The 21161-nt window shown below is 54.1% G+C and carries 17 protein-coding genes and 7 tRNA genes; 17 read left to right on the top strand and 7 right to left on the bottom strand.

What is annotated here, in order from left to right; all coding sequences use genetic code 11:
- Positions 1–27: 27 nt before the first annotated feature.
- Positions 28–1347, top strand: a complete 1320-nt coding sequence (gene potE / locus AAE045_RS08110; protein ID WP_455547281.1) for a putrescine-ornithine antiporter — start codon at positions 28–30, stop codon at positions 1345–1347.
- Between the two features lie 56 nt (positions 1348–1403).
- Here potE and pgm read toward each other — a convergent pair whose 3' ends face one another.
- Positions 1404–3047, bottom strand: a complete 1644-nt coding sequence (gene pgm / locus AAE045_RS08105) for a phosphoglucomutase (alpha-D-glucose-1,6-bisphosphate-dependent) (RefSeq protein WP_455547280.1) — start codon at positions 3045–3047, stop codon at positions 1404–1406.
- 22 nt (positions 3048–3069) lie between these two features.
- Positions 3070–3624, bottom strand: coding sequence for a replication initiation negative regulator SeqA (seqA, locus tag AAE045_RS08100; RefSeq protein WP_455547279.1), 555 nt, complete (start codon positions 3622–3624; stop codon positions 3070–3072).
- 184 nt (positions 3625–3808) lie between these two features.
- On the opposite strand from seqA, the gene ybfF reads away from it, so the two are divergent.
- From ybfF to fur, 4 genes are all read left to right on the top strand, one after another.
- Entirely contained in the window at positions 3809–4579 is a 771-nt protein-coding gene (gene ybfF, locus AAE045_RS08095; protein ID WP_455547278.1) for an esterase, read from the top strand.
- Between the two features lie 131 nt (positions 4580–4710).
- Entirely contained in the window at positions 4711–4992 is a 282-nt protein-coding gene (ybfE, locus tag AAE045_RS08090; RefSeq protein WP_202303790.1) for a LexA regulated protein, read from the top strand.
- Between the two features lie 180 nt (positions 4993–5172).
- Positions 5173–5703, top strand: a complete 531-nt coding sequence (gene fldA, locus AAE045_RS08085; RefSeq protein ID WP_271131650.1) for a flavodoxin FldA — start codon at positions 5173–5175, stop codon at positions 5701–5703.
- A 300-nt stretch (positions 5704–6003) separates the two neighbouring features.
- Complete coding sequence (gene fur / locus AAE045_RS08080; protein ID WP_202303788.1) at positions 6004–6456, top strand: ferric iron uptake transcriptional regulator; 453 nt, start codon at positions 6004–6006, stop codon at positions 6454–6456.
- Positions 6457–6541: 85 nt separating this feature from the next.
- On the opposite strand, the gene chiQ is transcribed toward fur, so the two are convergent.
- From chiQ to nagE, 4 genes are all read right to left on the bottom strand, one after another.
- Positions 6542–6868, bottom strand: coding sequence for a ChiQ/YbfN family lipoprotein (gene chiQ, locus AAE045_RS08075; RefSeq protein WP_455547277.1), 327 nt, complete (start codon positions 6866–6868; stop codon positions 6542–6544).
- A 47-nt stretch (positions 6869–6915) separates the two neighbouring features.
- A complete protein-coding gene (gene chiP, locus AAE045_RS08070; protein WP_455547276.1) occupies positions 6916–8313 on the bottom strand; it encodes a chitoporin ChiP in 1398 nt (465 codons plus the stop codon).
- 461 nt (positions 8314–8774) lie between these two features.
- Complete coding sequence (gene glnS / locus AAE045_RS08065) at positions 8775–10442, bottom strand: glutamine--tRNA ligase (RefSeq protein WP_455547275.1); 1668 nt, start codon at positions 10440–10442, stop codon at positions 8775–8777.
- Positions 10443–10629: 187 nt separating this feature from the next.
- Positions 10630–12579, bottom strand: coding sequence for a PTS N-acetyl glucosamine transporter subunit IIABC (gene nagE, locus AAE045_RS08060; protein ID WP_455547274.1), 1950 nt, complete (start codon positions 12577–12579; stop codon positions 10630–10632).
- Between the two features lie 334 nt (positions 12580–12913).
- On the opposite strand from nagE, the gene nagB reads away from it, so the two are divergent.
- From nagB to AAE045_RS08000, 12 genes are all read left to right on the top strand, one after another.
- Positions 12914–13714, top strand: coding sequence for a glucosamine-6-phosphate deaminase (nagB, locus tag AAE045_RS08055; RefSeq protein ID WP_455547273.1), 801 nt, complete (start codon positions 12914–12916; stop codon positions 13712–13714).
- 26 nt (positions 13715–13740) lie between these two features.
- The gene (gene nagA / locus AAE045_RS08050; RefSeq protein WP_455547272.1) at positions 13741–14889 is read left to right on the top strand and encodes an N-acetylglucosamine-6-phosphate deacetylase; all 1149 of its coding nucleotides are present in this window, start codon (positions 13741–13743) and stop codon (positions 14887–14889) included.
- A 7-nt stretch (positions 14890–14896) separates the two neighbouring features.
- Positions 14897–16117 (top strand): DNA-binding transcriptional regulator NagC, encoded by a 1221-nt coding sequence (gene nagC, locus AAE045_RS08045; RefSeq protein ID WP_455547271.1) that lies wholly within the window; start codon positions 14897–14899, stop codon positions 16115–16117.
- 62 nt (positions 16118–16179) lie between these two features.
- Positions 16180–16932 carry an HAD-IIA family hydrolase gene (locus AAE045_RS08040; RefSeq protein WP_455427375.1) on the top strand — a complete coding sequence of 251 codons (753 nt, stop codon included), beginning with the start codon at positions 16180–16182 and terminating at the stop codon, positions 16930–16932.
- Between the two features lie 311 nt (positions 16933–17243).
- The gene (gene asnB / locus AAE045_RS08035; RefSeq protein WP_455547270.1) at positions 17244–18908 is read left to right on the top strand and encodes an asparagine synthase B; all 1665 of its coding nucleotides are present in this window, start codon (positions 17244–17246) and stop codon (positions 18906–18908) included.
- A gap of 248 nt (positions 18909–19156) precedes the next feature.
- A tRNA-Met gene (locus tag AAE045_RS08030) sits at positions 19157–19233 on the top strand.
- 13 nt (positions 19234–19246) lie between these two features.
- Positions 19247–19331: transfer RNA gene (locus tag AAE045_RS08025), tRNA-Leu, on the top strand.
- 18 nt (positions 19332–19349) lie between these two features.
- Positions 19350–19424: transfer RNA gene (locus AAE045_RS08020), tRNA-Gln, on the top strand.
- A 37-nt stretch (positions 19425–19461) separates the two neighbouring features.
- Positions 19462–19536: transfer RNA gene (locus AAE045_RS08015), tRNA-Gln, on the top strand.
- A 16-nt stretch (positions 19537–19552) separates the two neighbouring features.
- Positions 19553–19629, top strand: a tRNA-Met gene (locus tag AAE045_RS08010).
- Positions 19630–19635: 6 nt separating this feature from the next.
- Positions 19636–19710, top strand: a tRNA-Gln gene (locus tag AAE045_RS08005).
- A gap of 35 nt (positions 19711–19745) precedes the next feature.
- Positions 19746–19820: transfer RNA gene (locus AAE045_RS08000), tRNA-Gln, on the top strand.
- 87 nt (positions 19821–19907) lie between these two features.
- Here AAE045_RS08000 and ubiF read toward each other — a convergent pair.
- A complete protein-coding gene (ubiF, locus tag AAE045_RS07995; RefSeq protein ID WP_455547269.1) occupies positions 19908–21083 on the bottom strand; it encodes a 3-demethoxyubiquinol 3-hydroxylase in 1176 nt (391 codons plus the stop codon).
- Between the last annotated feature and the right edge of the window lie 78 nt (positions 21084–21161).

The following is a 21161-nucleotide window of genomic DNA, read 5'->3' as shown; positions in this document are numbered from 1 at the left end:
CGTCTACTTTCACAATGAGAAGAAATTATGAGTACTCAGAAAAGTAACAAAATGGGCGTGGTGCAGCTGACTATCCTTACCACGGTCAACATGATGGGCTCCGGCATCATCATGCTCCCTACCAAGCTTGCGGACGTCGGGACTATCTCCATCATCTCCTGGCTGGTAACAGCCGTAGGCTCGATGGCGCTGGCCTATGCCTTCGCAAAATGCGGGATGTTCAGCCGTAAGTCAGGCGGGATGGGCGGCTACGCAGAATATGCGTTCGGCAAGTCCGGCAACTTTATGGCGAACTACACCTACGGCGTATCGCTGCTGATAGCCAACGTCGCGATAGCCATTTCGGCGGTCGGCTACGGCAGCGAGCTGTTCGGCGCTGTCCTCTCGCCGGTGCAAATTGCCATTGCCACGATCTGCGTGCTGTGGATTTGCACCGTCGCCAACTTCGGCGGCGCACGCATCACCGGGCAGCTTAGCGGTATCACCGTCTGGGGTGTGATTATCCCGGTAGTTGGCCTGTCCGTTATCGGCTGGTTCTGGTTTAGCCCGTCTCTTTACGCCGCTTCATGGAACCCGCACCACGTGCCGTTCTTTAAAGCCGTGGGCTCTTCCATCGCCATGACGCTGTGGGCCTTCCTCGGCCTGGAGTCCGCCTGCGCGAATACCGACGTGGTCGAAAACCCGGAGCGCAATGTTCCTATCGCCGTGCTGGGCGGTACGTTAGGCGCGGCGGTGATCTATATCATCTCCACTAACGTCATCGCCGGTATCGTACCGAATATGGATATTGCCAACTCTACCGCGCCGTTCGGCGTAGCCTTCGCCCAGATGTTCAACCCGACGGTGGGTAAAATCATCATGGCGCTGATGGTCATGTCCTGCTGCGGCTCGCTGCTGGGCTGGCAGTTCACCATCGCGCAGGTGTTTAAATCCTCGGCCGATGAAGGCTACTTCCCGAAAATCTTCTCTCAGCTGTCAAAAACTGAAGCGCCGGTGAAAGGCATGCTGGTCATCGTTATCTTCCAGAGCCTGCTGTCGCTGATGACCATCAGCCCGTCGCTTAATAATCAGTTTAACGTGCTGGTGAACCTGGCTGTGGTGACCAACATCATTCCGTACATCCTGTCGATGGCGGCGCTGGTGATCATTCAGAAGCTGGCGAAGGTGGAGCCGGGGAAAGCGAAGTTGGGCAACTTCATTGCTCTGGTAGGGGCGATTTACAGCTTCTACGCGCTTTACTCTTCCGGTGAGGAAGCGATGCTCTGGGGCGCGATGGTCACGTTCCTGGGCTGGACGCTGTATGGCCTGGTCTCTCCGCGCTTTGAGCTGAAAGACCGCCACATCTGATAAACTATCCACAAAAAAGGGAGCGAATAGTCGCTCCCTTTCCTTTCTTTTATAGCTTACTTCGCGTTTTTCAGCACTTCGCTGACGATCTCTACCGCTTCCTTCTCAATTTGCTGACGGTGCTCAGCGCCTAAGAAGCTTTCACAATAGATTTTATACGCGTCTTCCGTGCCGGACGGACGTGCCGCAAACCAGCCGTTTTTGGTCATCACCTTCAGACCGCCGATGGAGGCGCCGTTACCCGGAGCTGCCGTTAAGCGCGCGGTGATCGGGTCGCCAGCCAGCGTGTCGGCGCTGACCATTTCCGGGGAAAGCTTAGACAGCGCCGCTTTCTGTGCGGAGGTGGCAGAAGCCTGCAGACGGTTGTAGCTCGGCGCGCCAAAGCGCCCGGCCAGCTCGTCGTAGTGCTGCTGCGGGTTCTTGCCGGTTACCGCGGTGATTTCTGCGGCCAGCAGGCACATGATAATGCCGTCTTTATCCGTTGACCACGGCGTGCCGTCGAAGCGCAGGAAGGATGCCCCGGCGCTCTCTTCACCGCCGAAGCCGAAGCTGCCGTCATACAGGCCGTCAACGAACCATTTGAAGCCAACCGGTACTTCCACCAGCTTGCGGCCCAGGTCTTCCACCACGCGGTCAATCATTGCAGAAGAGACCAGCGTCTTGCCTACCGCCACATCTTTGCCCCACTGCGGGCGATGCTGGAACAGATAGTTAATGGCAACGGCCAGGTAATGGTTCGGGTTCATCAGGCCCGCCGGGGTCACGATGCCGTGGCGGTCGTAATCCGGGTCGTTGGCAAACGCCAGGTCGAACTTATCGCGCAGCGCCAGCAGGCCCGCCATCGCACACTCGGAGGAGCAGTCCATGCGGATTGCGCCGTCTTTGTCCAGGTGCATGAAGCGGAACGTCTGATCGACATGATCGTTAACGATAGTCAGGTTCAGATTGTAGTGCTTCGCGATACGCTGCCAGTATTCGATACCGGAGCCGCCGAGCGGATCGACGCCAAGCGTCAGGCCCGACTTCTGGATGGCGGCCATATCGATAATGTCCACCAGCCCTTCGATAAACGGCTGGACCAGATCCAGCTCTTTCACGTGGCCGCTTGCCCAGGCCTGATCCAGAGAGATGCGCTTAACGCCCTTCAGCCCTTCGGCCAGCAGCGCGTTGGCACGCTCTTCAATCACTTTGGTGACGTTGGTGTCAGCCGGACCGCCGTTTGGCGGGTTGTACTTGATGCCGCCATCTTCAGGTGGGTTGTGGGAAGGGGTAATGACGATACCGTCCGCCTGAGCGCCACCCTTTTTGTTGTGCACAAGGATAGCGTTAGACACCGCAGGCGTTGGCGTGTAGCCGTTTGCTTCCTGGACGATAACATCCACACCGTTGGCCGCCAGCACTTCCAGCACGGAGATAAACGCAGGCTCGGACAGGGCATGTGTGTCTTTGCCGACATAGCACGGCCCGGTGATACCATTTTTAGCACGGTCTTCGGCAATCGCTTGGGCAATCGCGAGAATGTGAGGTTCGTTAAAGCTATGACGTGCCGCACTGCCACGGTGGCCGGAGGTCCCGAACTTCACCGCATGTTCGCTATTTCCCACTGCTGGCTTCAGCACGTAATACTGGGCCGTCAGCTGGGCTACGTTGATCAAATCGCTCTGTTGCGCAGGTTGACCCGCACGGTTGTGGTTAGCCATTGGCCCTTCCTTTTGAAACAGGTTAAATAGTGCCGCAAACCTTCTCAATCAGCTCCGCAGGGAACTGCATTGACTGCATGATGTGTTCGATCATGCTGCATTTACGGCCCGTATTGGTATTGGTTATCACCCAGTATGGCGTACCCGGCACGTGTTTTGGCTTAGTCTGATTGCCGTTGGCCAGCAGAGTTTGCTCGTTGCCGGCAAAGTAGATACGGGTACGGCCGTGCAGAGACTCGGTGGCTTCGCCAAAGGTCTTTGCGTCCAGCTGATAAAGCGTAGAAAGCACCATCATGAAACGGTTAACGGCTTTCTTTTGCTCCGCGTACTCATCTGAGAGTAGCAACTCACGTACCGCACGCACGCGATCGCGGGCGCGGTTTACAGGTTTCTCTTCGGTGACAGGAGCTGCGGCGGCAGGCGCTGCATTCACGGTAGAGGGAGTCGTCGCTGCGGGAGTCTGACCGGCGGTAAATTTCAGCATACGCCGTAAAATGTCGGACGCGCTCTCGCCTATGTGTTGCGTGTGGCTGGCAATATAGCGATACAGCTCGTCATCAACTTCAATCGTTTTCATCTTCATCCAGTGCGATATCTTTTCTGAATACAAGTCGCTGGGATTATAGGAGCAAATCCCAACAGCGGGTAGCGCCAAACAGGTGTCGCCATATAAAGCCAGATTAAACTGAATGTTTGCGGCACTGCGGCAGGAATAGCTTCATGATACCCTAACCCTACGAATCAAAAAAAAGAACTTTGCCATGAAATTAAACGCTCGCCTGCAATCTGCGCAACAATCGACTAGCAATTCTCCTGTCGTCCTCATCCACGGCCTGTTTGGCAGCCTTGATAACCTTGGCGTGCTGGCCCGGGATCTCGGCCAGGATCGCACGCTGCTGCAGCTTGATCTGCGCAATCACGGTTTGTCAGAGCGCAGTGACGAGATGAACTACCCTGCGATGGCGCAGGATGTTGTGGAAACGCTGGACGAATACGGCATTGAGAAGGCGATTATCATCGGCCATTCGATGGGTGGCAAAGTTGCGATGGCGCTGACGGCCGTCGCCCCGGAACGCATCGACAAGCTGGTACTGATTGATATCGCACCCGTTGATTATCACGTCCGCCGCCACGATGAGATTTTTGCGGCCATCAATGCCGTAACCGAAGCGGGGATTAAAACTCGCTCACAGGCGGCAGCCCGGATGCGCGAATATATAAAGGAAGAAGGCGTGATTCAGTTCCTGCTGAAATCTTTCGCCGAAGGCGTCTGGAAATTTAACGTCCCGGTGCTGTGGGATCAGTACGAGCAGATTGTTGGCTGGCAGCCCCTCCCTGCCTGGGATCATCCCGCGCTGTTTATTCGCGGTGGCGACTCTCCCTACGTAGATGAATCCCATCGTGAAGCGCTGCTTTCTCAGTTCCCTAAAGCACGGGCACACGTGGTTGCTGGTGCCGGTCATTGGGTTCATGCCGAAAAGCCAGAGGCCGTTTTACGCGCCATTCACCGTTTTATCGACGAAACTGTTTAAAAACAGACCGACTGGCCGCAACTTGTGGCTAACGCGTTGGCGCGCCGTGCCTGCTGATGTATGATGGCGCGCTTAAATGCGCCGGAGCATTCTGCTCGCAGCATCCTGAATTTCCTGTCAGTACTCTAATCATGGCAAAAGAACAAACGGACCGTACTACCTTAGATCTGTTCGCGGACGAGCGTCGCCCGGGGCGACCAAAGACCAATCCGCTAACGCGGGATGAGCAGCTGCGCATCAACAAGCGCAACCAGCTCAAGCGCGACAAAGTACGCGGCCTGAAACGAGTAGAGCTAAAACTCAACCACGATGCGGTGGATGCGTTGAACCAGCTTGCCGATGCGCGCAACATCAGCCGCAGCGAGCTGATCGAAGAGATGCTGCTGGCCCAGCTTAAACAGCACCTCAGCTAAAACCCGCCGTCCAGCCGTACCATCTGGCAAAAAAGTGAACGCTTATTGCGCAGCATGTTGCAGTCTGTGCACAGCGAACGGTTAGCAGTTTCCGCACCGTCGCGTGTTCTGCTATGATTGCCGTATCTGTGGGCAATAAGCCACCACCATATCATTAAGTTTCAAGAGGTTATTTAACTCATGGCAATCGTAGGCATTTTTTTCGGCAGCGACACCGGTAACACCGAAAATATCGCGAAAATGATCCAAAAACAGCTCGGTAAAGACGTTGCTGAGGTGCGTGACATTGCGAAGAGCAGCAAAGAAGATTTAGAAGGCTTTGATATCCTGCTGCTCGGCATCCCGACATGGTACTACGGCGAAGCGCAGTGCGACTGGGACGACTTCTTCCCGACGCTGGAAGAGGTAGATTTCAACGGCAAGCTGGTTGCGCTGTTTGGCTGCGGCGATCAGGAAGACTACGCAGAATACTTCTGTGATGCGCTGGGCACCATCCGCGACATCATCGAGCCTAACGGTGCCACCATCGTGGGCCACTGGCCAACCGCTGGCTACCACTTTGAAGCTTCTAAAGGCCTGGCGGACGACGATCACTTCGTCGGCCTTGCTATTGATGAAGACCGCCAGCCAGAGCTGACCGCAGAGCGCGTGCAGAAATGGACCAAGCAGATCTCTGATGAACTGCACCTGGCTGACATCATCAACGCCTGATGAACAGAGGCGCAGGTCCCCCGCCTGCGCCTGATTGATAGTTAATACCAATGAAAATAATTGCTACAATTTTGTAACTTTTCCTGGTATCCCTGTACAATATCCCTCGAGTCACATTTGCTAAAACATCTGCAAATAGCGATTCGGCCACGATTTTTTAGCTGTGTTATGCTTCATACTTACAGTTTCTATTTAGACGTGGTGGTTATATGCATCCTGCGTAAGGGTGTATAATGAGACGCATTAATCTTAACGCTCAACTAGTCCGAGCAAAACGTTAAGCAACAGGACAAATTCCGCATGACTGACAACAATACCGCATTAAAGAAGGCCGGCCTGAAAGTCACGCTTCCTCGTTTGAAAATTCTGGAAGTGTTACAGGGACCGGTAAACCACCATGTCAGTGCGGAAGACTTATACAAACGTCTGATTGATATGGGTGAAGAGATTGGTCTGGCCACGGTGTACCGCGTGCTGAACCAGTTTGATGACGCAGGTATCGTTACCCGTCATAACTTCGAAGGTGGCAAGTCAGTCTTCGAACTGACCCAGCAGCACCATCACGATCATCTGATTTGCCTGGACTGCGGCAAAGTTATCGAATTCAGCGATGACTCTATCGAAGCCCGCCAGCGTGAAATCGCAGCTCGTCACGGCATCCGTCTGACCAACCACAGCCTCTACCTGTATGGCCACTGCGCCGAAGGTGACTGCCGCACTGACGAAACTTATCACGAGTCCCGCGACAAGTAATCCGTTCTGACTGGCTCCCCTCGGGGAAACCCAGAGACAAAAAAACCGGTGAGAAAGCTCACCGGTTTTTTTTGCCCCAACAACGCTATTTGTTGTTGCTGCGGATCTCCTGCCAGATTTTGTCACACTTCGCTTTCACTGCCTGGTCATTACCCGTGTGGGCCGCCTGAATACAGTTCTGATAATCCAGGGTCCGCACGGTCTCTTTCTTCGCGAAGTCCTGATGCTCTTTCTCCTGGCCCAGCACGTTCAGCACGCTCTGACAGGCCTGAATCTTATCCGGGTTCCCTTCCGCGCTATTGATGCAGGCGCTGTAAGCCTGTTTCAATTTTGTATCTTCCGGCGCGGTATTTGGCTGCGCGCAGGCCGTTAGTCCCAGAACGATCGCGGACAGCATAATTATTTTTTTCATGGTCGATATCCTTAAGAAAGCCGGGCGCTCGCACGCCCGGAATCACATCAGAAGATAGTGAAAGGTGCGATAACGATGAACTTCACGTCACGCTCATCCTGGAAGATGTTGCCGTAACCACCGCCCCAGCTTGGGATATCAGAATGGTTGTCATACTGGGTGAAGTGCAGCTTGAACAGCGTTCCCTTCGCGCGCCCGTCCTGTACTGTATACAGCGCATCCAGGCTGTATGAAGACTCTTTCAGACGGCGATCGGCGTCATAGTAGCCGTCCGTGGTTGGCGTTGAGCTTGGTTTTGCATCCCATGCATAGACATAAGAAGCGCCCACGGCCCAGCCCGCCAGGTTCCAGTTGCTCAGGTCATACATCGCCCCTGCGAACACCGCTTTTTCGCCGTTGGCGTTGAAGTCCGAACGGTTATCCCACCACACATCAAGACGGCCGTTAGACGATGCATAGGTTGGCGTCATACGCTGCAGGAAGTAGCCCTGCTGACCGTCCGCCTTGACCATGGTGCCTTCCAGACGCAGGTCCACCTGGCCAACCTTGTACCCGAAGGTCAGCGCCTGCAACCATGCAGTACCGTCGTAAATATCGTTCACGCCGCCGTTAGAAACTTTGTCACGCGTACCGTAGAACTGGTAGCTGGTGGTCAACGGGCTGCCGGCAACGTCAAACTTGTAGCTGGCTTTGGTGAAGTACTGATCGATGTACCCTTCCGCCTGGCCAAATGCAGCTTCGAGCACCAGATCGTTTTTGAAGTCATACTTGGCACCGAGAGAGTGCAGGTATTCAACTTTGGTGTTCTTGTCATTCTGATAGAAGTGGTCCATCTCCAGGTGCCATGGGGATTTATATTCGTTGGTCCACATGTAGGAGAAGCTCAGCGCACCGGCATCCGCATAGTCAAAGTTTGCGCCCGCCTCGGCCCCCTTATACGTACCCGGCATAAAGCTCCAGTGCGGCGCTAACAGCGTCTGACCGGTCGGCTGAATGTAACCGGCACGCGCCCAGACCGGGCCATATTTAAATTTGGCAGCGGCTTTATAAAGGCTGATCCCGCTTTTATCACCGGAATAGTCTTCATCGTAAGCATGGTTTGAAGAAGAGAATGCGATTTCGTTCGGGTGGCCGCTGTCGCCGTTTTCAGCCATTTCAATGGCGGTAAAGGCGGCGATATCCAGACCAAACATGTCTGCCGCATAGCCGGACTGGAAATCGAGGTTGGCGTTCCAGGTGGAATGTGAAAGGTTAGTTTCGTATTTATTATTATCTACATTTTTACGGTCACGCTCACGCTGCCAGTAATAGATACCGCCGGTCAGCGTTGAATCATCAATAAAGCCCTCTGCTGCAGCCTGCGGAGCAACAACGATACCTGAAAGTGCTGTCACACCGGCGATAGCAAGCGCCAGCGCACTACGTTTGCCACTAAACGTACGCATAGTGAAATCCTCTTTGACGTATAAATATTCACCCGGTGGGAAAGCACCTGACGGCGAAAAAAATTAAAATGCCTGACGGCTAAAAAAGCGGTTTTTAAAATTACCCGCGTTACTGCTACGCGTAAGACTATTTTTCGCGACGCGAATTATCAACGACTTTGTAAGAGATAATTCCTATAGTATGACGAAGAGCACATATTCTGTGTGAATATGTAACAAACTGCGCCAGTAGAGTTTTACGCCTGATAATTTTCAATTTGCGGTGTTTTTGACTTAATGAAAGCGCTCTCATGCATTTAAATGAGAATAATTACGTTTTCAGGTCAAGGAGGAATCATTAAGAAATGAAATGTAATGGCTAATTAATTCGCGAAGCGAAAGCTAAATAATAATTATCATCCTGATTTATAAGCAAAAAAAAGCACCGCGTAATGCGGCGCTTTCAGAGACCTGGCAACGACTTAATCGCCGATTTTTGCCCAGGTATCACGCAGACCAACGGTACGGTTGAAGACCAGTTTGGTAGCGGTTGCATAGCGGCTGTCGAGACAGAAATACCCTTCCCGTTCAAACTGGTACGCTTTGCCAGTTTCTGCAATTTGCAGGCTTGGCTCAACGAAACCTTGTTTGATTACCAGCGATTCAGGGTTAATAGTGGCAAGGAAATCTTCCGCGCTGCCAGGATTTGCCACACTGAACAAACGATCGTAGAGGCGGATTTCAACCGGCAGGGCATGCGCTGCGCTTACCCAGTGAATAACGCCCTTCACCTTACGGCCATCAGCAGGATCTTTGCTGAGGGTTTCAGGGTCGTAGGTGCAATGCAGCGTGGTGATATTGCCTTCCGCGTCTTTCTCTACGCGTTCAGCTTTGATCACGTACGCGTTGCGCAGACGCACTTCTTTGCCCATCACCAGACGCTTATACTGCTTGTTGGCTTCTTCGCGGAAATCAGCGCGATCGATATAGATCTCACCGCTGAACGGCACCTGGCGACTGCCCATTTCAGGCTTGTTCGGATGGTTTGGCATAGTCACCGTCTCTTCCCCACCCTGCGGGTAGTTTTCGATGATCACTTTTACCGGATCCAGCACGGCCATCGCTCGCGGCGCGTTCTCGTTCAGATCGTCACGGATGCAGGATTCCAGAGCGGCCATCTCCACCGTGTTGTCCTGTTTGGTCACGCCAATGCGCTTGCAGAACTCACGGATGGAGCCTGCGGTATAGCCACGGCGACGCAGACCGGAAATGGTCGGCATGCGCGGGTCATCCCAGCCTTCAACGATATTTTCGGTCACCAGCAGGTTCAGCTTGCGCTTGGACATGATGGCGTATTCGAGATTCAGGCGGGAAAATTCGTACTGGCGCGGGTGGGCCGGGATAGTGATGTTGTCTAACACCCAGTCGTACAGACGACGGTTATCCTGGAACTCCAGCGTACACAGCGAGTGGGTGATCCCTTCCAGCGCATCGGAAATGCAGTGGGTGAAATCGTACATCGGGTAGATGCACCACTTGCTGCCGGTCTGGTGGTGGTCGGCAAACTTGATACGGTAAATAACCGGATCGCGCATCACGATAAACGGTGATGCCATGTCGATTTTCGCACGCAGGCAGGCGGTGCCTTCCGCAAACTCGCCGTTACGCATTTTTTCGAACAGCGCGAGGTTTTCCTCAACGGTGCGGTCGCGGTACGGGCTGTTTTTACCCGGCGCGGTCAGCGAGCCGCGGTATTCGCGAATTTGCTCCGGCGTCAGCTCATCGACATACGCCAGGCCTTTGTTAATCAGCTCAACGGCATAATTAAACAGCTGGTCGAAGTAGTCAGAGGAGTAACGCACGTCACCGGACCAGTGGAAGCCCAGCCACTCCACGTCGCGCTTAATAGACTCAACGTACTCGATGTCTTCTTTTACCGGGTTGGTGTCATCGAAACGCAGGTTGCACTGCCCCCGGTAATCCTGTGCGATACCAAAGTTCAGGCAGATAGATTTCGCATGGCCGATGTGCAGATAGCCATTTGGCTCCGGCGGAAAACGAGTGCAGATACGGTCGTGCTTACCATTAGCCAGATCTTCATCGATAATCTGGCGAATAAAGTTAGTTGGGCGGGCTTCAGCCTCACTCATCGCGGATTCCTCAAGACAAAACTTTCGTTAACGGTACATGATCTTATAAGCAGGCGTTTGAAACAACCCTTAGTTGAATAAATTGGGGCGCAGGAGAGGGAAAGCAAAGGGGCGGTATTTGAAGGCAGAAAAAAGCGGCTGGGGAATTCCCCCAGCCGCTTAAGGCACAATGCTAACTCAGGAGCAACTATTTGCCTTTAATTTCGTAGAGAGGCGTCTGGCCCGCAACGACAGAACCCTGCGCCTGGATAACCAGACCGCTGAAGTCATCGATGTTGCTGCAGACTACCGGGCTTATCATGGAGCGCGCGTTAGCGTTCAGGAAATCAAGATCCATTTCCAGAACCGGCTGACCGGCAACCACTTCAGCACCCTCTTCCACCAGGCGAGTAAAGCCCTGTCCGTTCAGCGCGACGGTATCAATGCCCATGTGGACAACGATTTCCGCGCCTTTTTCGGTTTCCAGGCAGAACGCATGGTTGGTGTTAAAGATTTTAACGATGGTCCCCGCAGCTGGAGAAACAACCATTTTGTCGGTTGGTTTCACCGCAACGCCATCGCCGACCGCTTTGCTGGCAAAGGCTTCATCAGGAACCTGCTCCAGCGCCACAACGTCACCGGTAACCGGGGAAACCAGCGCCGCGATGGTTGCCGCGTTAGCAACAGCCTGAGGTTTTACTGCCGCTGGTGCCGGGCTAACTGCGCTTACGGCAGAAGCAGCGGCGATTGGGCCTTTAGCAATTTCAGATTTCATGACGGCAGCAACCGATTCGGCTTTCGCCCCCACGATAACCTGCACGGTCTGCTTGTTCAGCTTCACGACGCCGGAAGCACCCAGGCGCTTACAGGCTGCATCGTTAACCTGCGCTGAATCCACCACGGCCAGACGCAGACGGGTAATACAGGCATCGATGCCTTTCAGGTTGGCAGAGCCACCGACTGCGGCAACGTATTTACGCGCCAGCTCAGCCATGCCTTCTTCGGTATTGCTGTTTGCTTCTTCAGTAACAGCCTCATCGGAAGCATCTTCACGGCCAGGGGTTTTCAGGTTGAACATGCGGATAACCGCAGTGAACAGGAAGAAGTAGACCGCGAAGGCGATCAGACCCATCACCACCAGCATCCAGACGTTCTTACTCGCCGCCGGGAGGTTGTACATCAACACGTAGTCGATCGCACCCGCAGAGAAGGAGAAGCCAGCGTGAATTCCCAGCGCCGTTGCAACAAACAGGCTAAGGCCGGTCAGGAAGGCGTGGATGAGATACAGCACCGGAGCCAGGAACATGAACAGGAATTCAAGGGGCTCAGTCACACCGGTCAGGAACGCGGTGATTGCAACGGACAGCAGCATACCGCCGACCATTGGACGACGCTCTTTAGGCGCGGCCAGGTACATTGCCAGGGCCGCACCAGGCAGACCAAACATCATGATAGGGAAGAAGCCGGACATAAACATCCCGGCAGTGCCGTCACCCGCGTAGAAGCGGTTGATGTCGCCGTGGAAGACTGCGCCTGCCGCGTTATGGAACTCACCAATCTGGAACCAGGCGATGGTATTCAGGACCTGATGCAGACCGGTTGGGATCAGCAGACGGTTTACGAAACCGAAGACGCCCGCACCGAACGCACCCGCAGACACAATCCACTCACCACCGGCGTGAATCGCTTCCTGAACAGGAGGCCAGACGTAGCCGAAGATAGCCGCCAGGATCAGACAGAAGAAGCCAGTAGCGATAGGCACGAAACGCTTGCCGCCAAAGAAGCTCAGGAAATCAGGTAGTTTGATATCAGACCAGCGGTTATAAACAGCACCGCCGACCAGACCGGCAATGATACCGGACAGGACGCCCATGTTTACAACAGGGTTAATCGTCACCATGGCTTTGGTCATGATGAACCAGCCAACCGCGCCCGCCAGTGCAGCTGCACCCGCGTTGTCTTTGGACCAGGTCGATGCAACACCAATTGCAAAGACCAAAGCCAGGTTGTCAAAAATAGATCCGCCCGCCTGCGCGATGAACGGCATATTAAGAAGATCGGGCTGGCCGAAGCGCAGCATCAGTGCCGCGACCGGCAGTACCGCGATTGGCAGCTGTAACGCCCTACCTAATCTTTGGAAAAAACCAAGAATATTCACTCTCTTCCCCCTTGAATCACCTGAAAGGATCATCATGACTGCTGCTTTATATTTGATAGTCATCATTACATTGATGACGACGATTCACATCTCACGGTGAAGTGTGAAAAAAATTAATTCGTATCGCAAATTAAACGCACGTTTTTTGTGACTTTAGTCACCAAATATCGTTAAAACCACCCCCTCTGACTGGCTATCCTGCAAAACTTATTTTATCATCCAAAAAATCGATACGGATTGAACCCTCAGGCATCGCCAGCATTCTGGGTTACCCTTAAAGGGAGTTATTCATTCCGCCGAACCCATTTTCAATTAACTCTTAATGAGGTGAACAATGAGACTGATTCCCCTGGCTACCCCAGCAGAAGTAGGCAAATGGGCAGCACGCCATATCGTGAACCGTATTAATGCTTTTAAACCAACGGCGGATCGTCCTTTCGTCCTGGGTCTGCCTACCGGCAGTACGCCAATGGAAGCCTATAAAGCGCTTGTTGAGATGCATAAAGCGGGCCAGATTAGCTTTAAGAACGTTGTCACGTTCAATATGGATGAATATGTTGGCCTGCCAAAAGAGCATCCGGAAAGCTATCACACTTTCATGCACAAGAACTTCTTTGACCACGTTGATATCCCGGCAGAAAATATCAACCTGCTGAACGGCAACGCGGACGATGTTGACGCAGAATGCCGCCGCTACGAAGAGAAAATTCGTTCTTACGGCAAAATTCACCTCTTTATGGGCGGCGTGGGCAACGACGGCCACATCGCGTTCAACGAACCAGCTTCTTCTCTGGCTTCCCGCACCCGTATCAAGACGCTGACTCACGACACCCGCGTTGCAAACTCCCGTTTCTTCGACGGCGACGTGAATCAAGTGCCAAAATACGCGCTGACCGTGGGCGTGGGCACGCTGCTGGATGCTGAAGAAGTGATGATTCTGGTTCTGGGCCACGTTAAGGCACAGGCTCTGCAGGCCGCCGTTGAAGGCAACGTCAACCACATGTGGACTATCAGCTGCCTGCAGCTGCATCCAAAAGCCATCATGGTCTGCGACGAGCCGTCCACCATGGAGCTGAAAGTGAAGACGCTCAAGTATTTCAACGAGCTCGAAGCAGAAAATATTAAAGGTCTTTAAGCACTACTTTTTAACCGGGGGTAATTATGTTTGCACTAACCCACGGTCGGATTTATACCGGCCATGAAATTCTGGATGACCACGCGATTGTTATCGCTGACGGCCTGATTGAGCGCCTTTGTCCGCTCGCCGAACTCCCTGCGGGCATCGAAACTCGCGATATGGGCGGAGCAGTCATCGCCCCCGGTTTTATTGATGTGCAGCTTAACGGCTGCGGCGGCGTACAGTTTAACGACACAGTCGAAGCCGTGACCGTAGAAACGCTGGAAATTATGCAGAAGGCGAACGAACGTTCGGGCTGCACCAGCTATCTGCCGACCCTCATCACCGCCAGCGACGAGCTGATGATGCAGGGCGTGAAAGTAATGCGCGAGTACCTGGCTAAGTATGACAACCAGGCGCTTGGTCTTCACCTGGAAGGCCCATGGCTGAACATGGTGAAAAAGGGGACGCACAACCCAAGTTTCGTACGTAAACCAGACGCAAAATTAGTGGATTTCCTCTGCGCTAACGCGGATGTCATCACCAAAGTGACGCTGGCACCGGAAATGGTTGAGCCAGAAGTGATCAAAAAGCTGGTCGCTGCCGGAATCATTGTTTCCGCCGGTCACTCCAATGCCACCGCCAAAGAAGCCAAAATTGGTTTCCGTGCGGGCATCAGCTTCGCTACCCACCTGTTCAACGCGATGCCTTATATCACGGGCCGTGAACCGGGTCTTGCAGGGGCAATCTTCGATGAACCCGACGTTTACTGCGGCATCATTGCCGATGGCCTGCACGTAGACTATGCCAATATCCGCACCGCTAAACGCATGAAGGGCGACAAGCTCTGCCTGGTCACCGATGCGACGGCTCCGGCAGGCGCTAATATTGAACAGTTCATTTTTGCTGGCAAAACAATATACTACCGTGAAGGTTTGTGTGTTGATGAGAACGGTACGCTGAGCGGCTCCGCCCTGACGATGATCGAAGGGGTTCGCAACCTGGTTGAGCATGCCAATATTGCGCTGGATGAAGTCCTGCGCATGGCGACACTCTACCCTGCCCGTGCAATGGGCGTGGAAAAGCAGTTGGGCACCATTGAGGCTGGCAAAGTCGCCAACCTGACGGCCTTCAACCGCGATTATAAAATCATCAAGACTATCGTTAATGGTAACGAGGTCGTAACTGAGTAAATAAGGCATGACGACTGGCGGACAGGCTCAAATAGGTAACGTCGATCTGGTAAAACAGCTGAACGGTGCGGCGGTCTACCGCCTGATTGACCAGCAGGGTCCCATTTCGCGCATTCAAATCGCCGAACAGAGCCAGCTTGCTCCCGCCAGCGTCACCAAAATTACCCGCCAGCTTATTGAGCGCGGCCTGATCAAAGAAGTCGATCAGCAGGCCTCCACCGGGGGCCGCCGCGCTATCTCCATTATTACCGAAACCCGCAATTTTCAGGCTATTGGCGTACGCCTTGGCCGTCATGACGCCACCATCACCCTGTTCGACCTCAGCGCAAAAACCCTTGCAGAAGAGCACTATCCCCTGCCGGAGCGCACCCAGGAAACGCTGGAACACGCGCTGCTCAATGCCATTGCCGGGTTTATCGAACAGTCGCAGCGTAAGATTCGTGAGCTGATTGCTATTTCGGTGATCCTGCCCGGCCTTGTCGAGCCGGATACCGGCGTGATTCGCTATATGCCGCACATTCAGGTTAACAACTGGGCGCTGGTCGAAAGCCTTGAAAAACGCTTCAGGCTCACCTGTTTTGTTGGTCACGATATCCGCAGCCTGGCCCTTGCCGAGCACTATTTCGGTGCAACTCAGGACTGCGAAGACTCCATTTTAGTGCGCGTACACCGGGGGACCGGGGCGGGCATTCTCTCCAACGGCAGAATTTTCATCGGCCGTAACGGCAACGTCGGCGAGATAGGCCATATTCAGGTCGATCCTTTGGGTGAACGCTGCCACTGCGGTAACTTCGGCTGCCTCGAAACCATTGCTGCCAACGCCGCCATCGAAGGCCGCGTTCGCCATCTGCTGGAGAACGGCTACAACAGCCGCCTGACCCTTGAAGATTGCGACATCGTGGCGATTTGCAAAGCCGCTAACAAAGGCGATTCACTGGCCTGTGAAGTCATCGAACACGTTGGCCGCCATCTCGGTAAAGCCATCTCTATTGCGATTAACCTGTTTAATCCGCAGAAGGTGGTGATTGCCGGGGAGATTATCGAAGCGGAAAAAATCCTGCTGCCGGCCATTGAGGGCTGCATCAATACCCAGGTGCTTAAAGCATTTCGAAAAAACCTCCCCGTTGTCCGTTCCCGCCTTGATGACCGCTCGGCCATCGGCGCGTTTGCGCTGGTAAAGCGCTCCATGCTCAACGGTATGCTGCTGCAGCGCCTGCTGGAAAGTTAACGGGATTCGCCGGTGAATTACGCTATAGTTACGCCTTCTTTAAATATGGGCCAGATTAGTCAATGACCATCCAGAATGTAATTTGTGATATCGACGGCGTGCTGATGCACGACAACGTCGCCGTGCCGGGTGCCAATGCGTTTCTGGCCGGCATCCTTGAGAAAGGTTTACCGCTGGTTCTGCTGACCAACTACCCTTCGCAAACGGGCCAGGATCTGGCAAACCGCTTCGCTTCGGCGGGCGTCGACGTGCCGGACAGCGTGTTTTATACCTCCGCGATGGCAACCGCAGATTTCCTGCGTCGGCAGGAAGGCAAAAAGGCCTACGTTGTTGGTGAAGGCGCGTTAATCCACGAGTTATATAAAGCCGGATTTACCATCACCGACATCAATCCCGATTTCGTCATCGTGGGTGAAACCCGCTCCTTTAACTGGGAGATGATGCATAAGGCGGCCTACTTCGTGGCAAACGGCGCGCGCTTCATTGCGACTAATCCGGATACGCACGGTCGCGGCTTTTACCCGGCCTGCGGCGCGCTCTGCGCGGGCATCGAAAAAATATCCGGCCGCAAGCCTTTTTACGTCGGCAAGCCAAGCCCGTGGATTATCCGCGCGGCGCTTAATAAAATGCAGGCGCATTCCGAGCAGACCGTTATCGTTGGCGATAACCTGCGCACCGACATCCTGGCAGGCTTCCAGGCTGGGCTTGAGACAATCCTGGTGCTGTCCGGCGTCTCTACGCTGAACGATATCGACGCCATGCCGTTCCGCCCCTCTTATATTTACCCGTCGGTGGCGGAAATCGACATTATCTAATCAACCAGCGCCCGGCACCGCCGGGCGTGAGTTATCGCTTCTGCATTTATCCTTTCCCATATCCACCCCCCGTCAATAAAAAGCAAACATTATTGCCGATCCGTTAATTTTCATGGTGAATACCTGCTCTTTTTTTAGCAATCGACAACGACCATTGCAGTATTTAGTGTTGATAAGCTAAATGGCTTGCATTCCCACGGCTGATTGAGCAAATTCGATGTATGCAACGCAACAGCGCCGCTAAAAACGACAATACGGCCGCTGCAACAACACGAATAAGCCGCTCAGGCAGGCATGACGGAGAAAGTACTATGTGTTCTATTTTTGGTGTTCTGGATATTAAAACCGACGCGGTCGAGCTGCGTAAAAAAGCGCTGGAGCTGTCCCGCCTGATGCGCCACCGTGGCCCGGACTGGTCAGGCGTCTACGCCAGCGACAAAGCGATCCTCTCCCATGAACGCCTTTCCATTGTCGATGTGAATGCCGGTGCCCAGCCGCTCTATAACAAAGAGAAAACCCACGCGCTGGCGGTGAACGGTGAAATCTACAACCATCAGGCACTGCGCGCTGAATATGGCGATCGCTATGATTTCCAGACTGGCTCTGACTGCGAAGTCATTCTCGCGCTCTATCAGGAAAAAGGCCCTGAATTCCTGGACGATCTGCAGGGCATGTTCGCTTTCGTGCTGTACGACAGTGAAAAAGACGCTTATCTGATTGGCCGTGACCACATCGGCATCATCCCTCTTTATATGGGCCATGACGAACACGGCAACCTGTATGTTGCCTCTGAAATGAAAGCGCTGGTGCCGGTGTGCCGCACCATTAAAGAATTCCCGGCGGGCAGCTACCTGTGGAGCCAGGACGGCGAGATCCGCAGCTACTACCAGCGCGACTGGTTCAGCTACGACGCGGTGAAAGACAACGTCACCGACAAGAACGAGCTGCGCCAGGCGCTGGAAGATGCGGTCAAGAGCCACCTGATGTCCGACGTGCCGTACGGCGTGCTGCTGTCCGGCGGTCTGGACTCCTCAGTGATTTCGGCAATTACCAAGAAATTTGCCGCACGTCGCGTAGAAGATGAAGAGCGTAGCGAAGCCTGGTGGCCGCAGCTGCACTCGTTCGCGGTTGGCCTGGTCGGCTCCCCTGATCTGAAAGCCGCGCAGGAAGTAGCAAATCACCTGGGTACCGTCCACCACGAAATCCACTTCACCGTGCAGGAAGGGCTGGATGCGATTCGCGACGTTATCTACCACATTGAAACTTATGATGTGACCACCATCCGCGCCTCGACGCCGATGTATCTGATGTCCCGTAAGATCAAGGCGATGGGCATCAAAATGGTGCTGTCCGGCGAAGGTTCCGACGAAGTGTTCGGCGGCTACCTCTACTTCCACAAGGCGCCGAACGACAAAGAGCTGCATGAAGAGACCGTGCGTAAGCTTCAGGCTCTGCATATGTTCGACTGTGCCCGCGCAAACAAAGCAATGTCCGCATGGGGCGTGGAAGCCCGCGTGCCCTTCCTGGACAAAAAGTTCCTCGACGTGGCGATGCGCATCAACCCAAAAGATAAGATGTGCGGCAACGGTAAAATGGAAAAGCACGTCCTGCGCGAGTGCTTTGAATCCTATCTGCCGGCAAGCGTGGCGTGGCGCCAGAAAGAGCAGTTTTCTGACGGCGTGGGTTACAGCTGGATTGATACATTAAAAGAAGTGGCTGCGGGTCAGGTGACGGATCAGCAGCTGGCAACAGCGGCATACCGCTTCCCGTACAACACGCCGGGTTCAAAAGAAGGCTATTTGTACCGTGAGATCTTCGAAGAGCTTTTCCCGCTGCCGAGTGCGGCCGAGTGCGTCCCGGGTGGCCCATCAGTAGCCTGTTCATCCGCTAAAGCGATTGAATGGGACGAAGCGTTCAAAACCATGAACGATCCATCAGGACGCGCGGTAGGCGTTCACCAGTCAGCCTACAAATAGACGGATCTGACTCAAAAACGGGCCTGCGGGCCCGTTGCCATTTCTGCAAAATAAAATCCAGTTTTACCCTGCTTTTTGTCGGTTAAATCTTCGAAATAACCGATTGTTGCTGATATTTCCAGCAAGCTGTTCGCAAGCTGGTCAAACAGACAATTTCAGCCACTTTTCGGGAAAAAATTTGTTGACGCTGTACGGCCAACTACGCATAATGCGCCCCGCAACGCCGATAAGGTGACGCATAAAAAGAAGGCTACTTAGCTCAGCTGGTTAGAGCACATCACTCATAATGATGGGGTCACAGGTTCAAATCCCGTAGTAGCCACCATTCTTTTTACGCCGCGGGAGTGGCGAAATTGGTAGACGCACCAGATTTAGGTTCTGGCGCCGCAAGGTGTGCGAGTTCAAGTCTCGCCTCCCGCACCATTTTAAGCGTTGCACGGATGGGGTATCGCCAAGCGGTAAGGCACCGGTTTTTGATACCGGCATTCCCTGGTTCGAATCCAGGTACCCCAGCCAATTTTTCTTCGATATATTGTGCTTAGCGCAAGGTTATTGGGGTATCGCCAAGCGGTAAGGCACCGGTTTTTGATACCGGCATTCCCTGGTTCGAATCCAGGTACCCCAGCCATCGAAGAACGCAGTACGGCTACGTAGCTCAGCTGGTTAGAGCACATCACTCATAATGATGGGGTCACAGGTTCGAATCCCGTCGTAGCCACCATATTATTGGGGTATCGCCAAGCGGTAAGGCTCTGGTTTCTGATACCAGCATTCCGAGGTTCGAATCCTCGTACCCCAGCCAAAAAAAAGACGTTTGCTTTTGTGAACGCACCCCGTTGGGGTATCGCCAAGCGGTAAGGCTCTGGTTTCTGATACCAGCATTCCGAGGTTCGAATCCTCGTACCCCAGCCAACATTCAAAAAGCTCGCTTATGCGGGCTTTTTGCTTTTCTGCGTCAGGCTAAAAGCAGGCGGTTTCCCGCCCTACTCTTATTGCCGGTTATAAACCTAACGCATATTTCAGCGCCTTACGCTTCAGTACGCCGCCGCGCTCGGCCGCCATCAGCCCCAGATTGCGGATCACCCGCAGCGGCCCCAGGTTATTGCTGAAACCTGCGTAGAACAGATCCATTCCGCTCTGCATCAGGAAATTATCCGCCTGGCGGCGCGTCTGGTAACGTTTCAAAATTGCGGCATCGGCCCAGCCTTCGCCGTAGCTGCGCGCGTTAAGCATGACCTCAAGCAGCGCATCCACATCACGATAGCCCAGGTTGACTCCCTGCCCCGCCAGCGGATGAATGGTATGCGCCGCATCGCCAATCAGCGCCAGCCCCTGCCGGGTATATTTCAACGCGTGCCGACGGGTTAACGGGAAAGCCCCGCATGCGACAGGCATTACCGTGCCCAGGCGCTGCGGGAAAGTGGCCGCTATCGCTTTTTGCAGCTGCGGCATCGTCATTGCTTTTAGCTGGCGAATACGCGCCGGGGAGTCGTACCAGACCAGAGACGCCCAGTTATCGAACAGAGGCAGGAAGGCGTGCGGGCCCGTCGGCGTGAAGTGCTGCCAGGTGCTGTAACCCGGAGCTTCCTCGCACTTGACGGTTATTAGCATGCAGGACTGGCGATAGTCCCAGGCGTGGATGCCAATGCCGGCCCACTGGCGGACCTGTGAGTTTGCCCCGTCGGCGCCAATAACCATCGGCACGGTCAGCGTTTCACCGTCTGCAAAGTCCAGCGTCCAGCGCCCCTCTTTACTCGCCATATGCGTTAGCTGCGCCGGGCAAAGCAGCGTGACGTTGGCATGCGCCTCCAGCGCCTTCCACAGCGCTATCTGCAGGACGTTGTTCTCAACCATGTAACCCAGCTCGGGCAAGCCCAACTCCTGCGCATCAAACGCAACGTGGGCAGTTTCCCACTCCCAGGTTTCTAACTTGCGGTACGGATGGCTGCGCATGGCGCGAATCACATCCCAGACGCCAAGCGACTTCAGCAAAGCGACGGAGGCGCTGCTGATGGCAGAAATTCGCACATCCGGCTGGCTGCCTGGGTCAAACTCTGCCGGAGGCTGGTGCTCAACGACTGCCACCTGAAAACCGTTTTGCGCAAGCCCCAGCGCGGCGGCAGCGCCGACCATGCCCCCACCCACCACTGCGACGTCGATTGGTTGAATTGCCATAGTGAACATTTCCTTAATTTGTCTAAGCTAATTCTACCGGATTTTCGCCCAGGTTTCGTAGGCTGGTCACATCCCCGT

This window comes from Dryocola clanedunensis (genome assembly GCF_038405435.1).
GTDB classification, from domain to species: domain Bacteria; phylum Pseudomonadota; class Gammaproteobacteria; order Enterobacterales; family Enterobacteriaceae; genus Dryocola; species Dryocola clanedunensis_A.
This window is presented reverse-complemented; position numbering and strand designations above follow the sequence as displayed.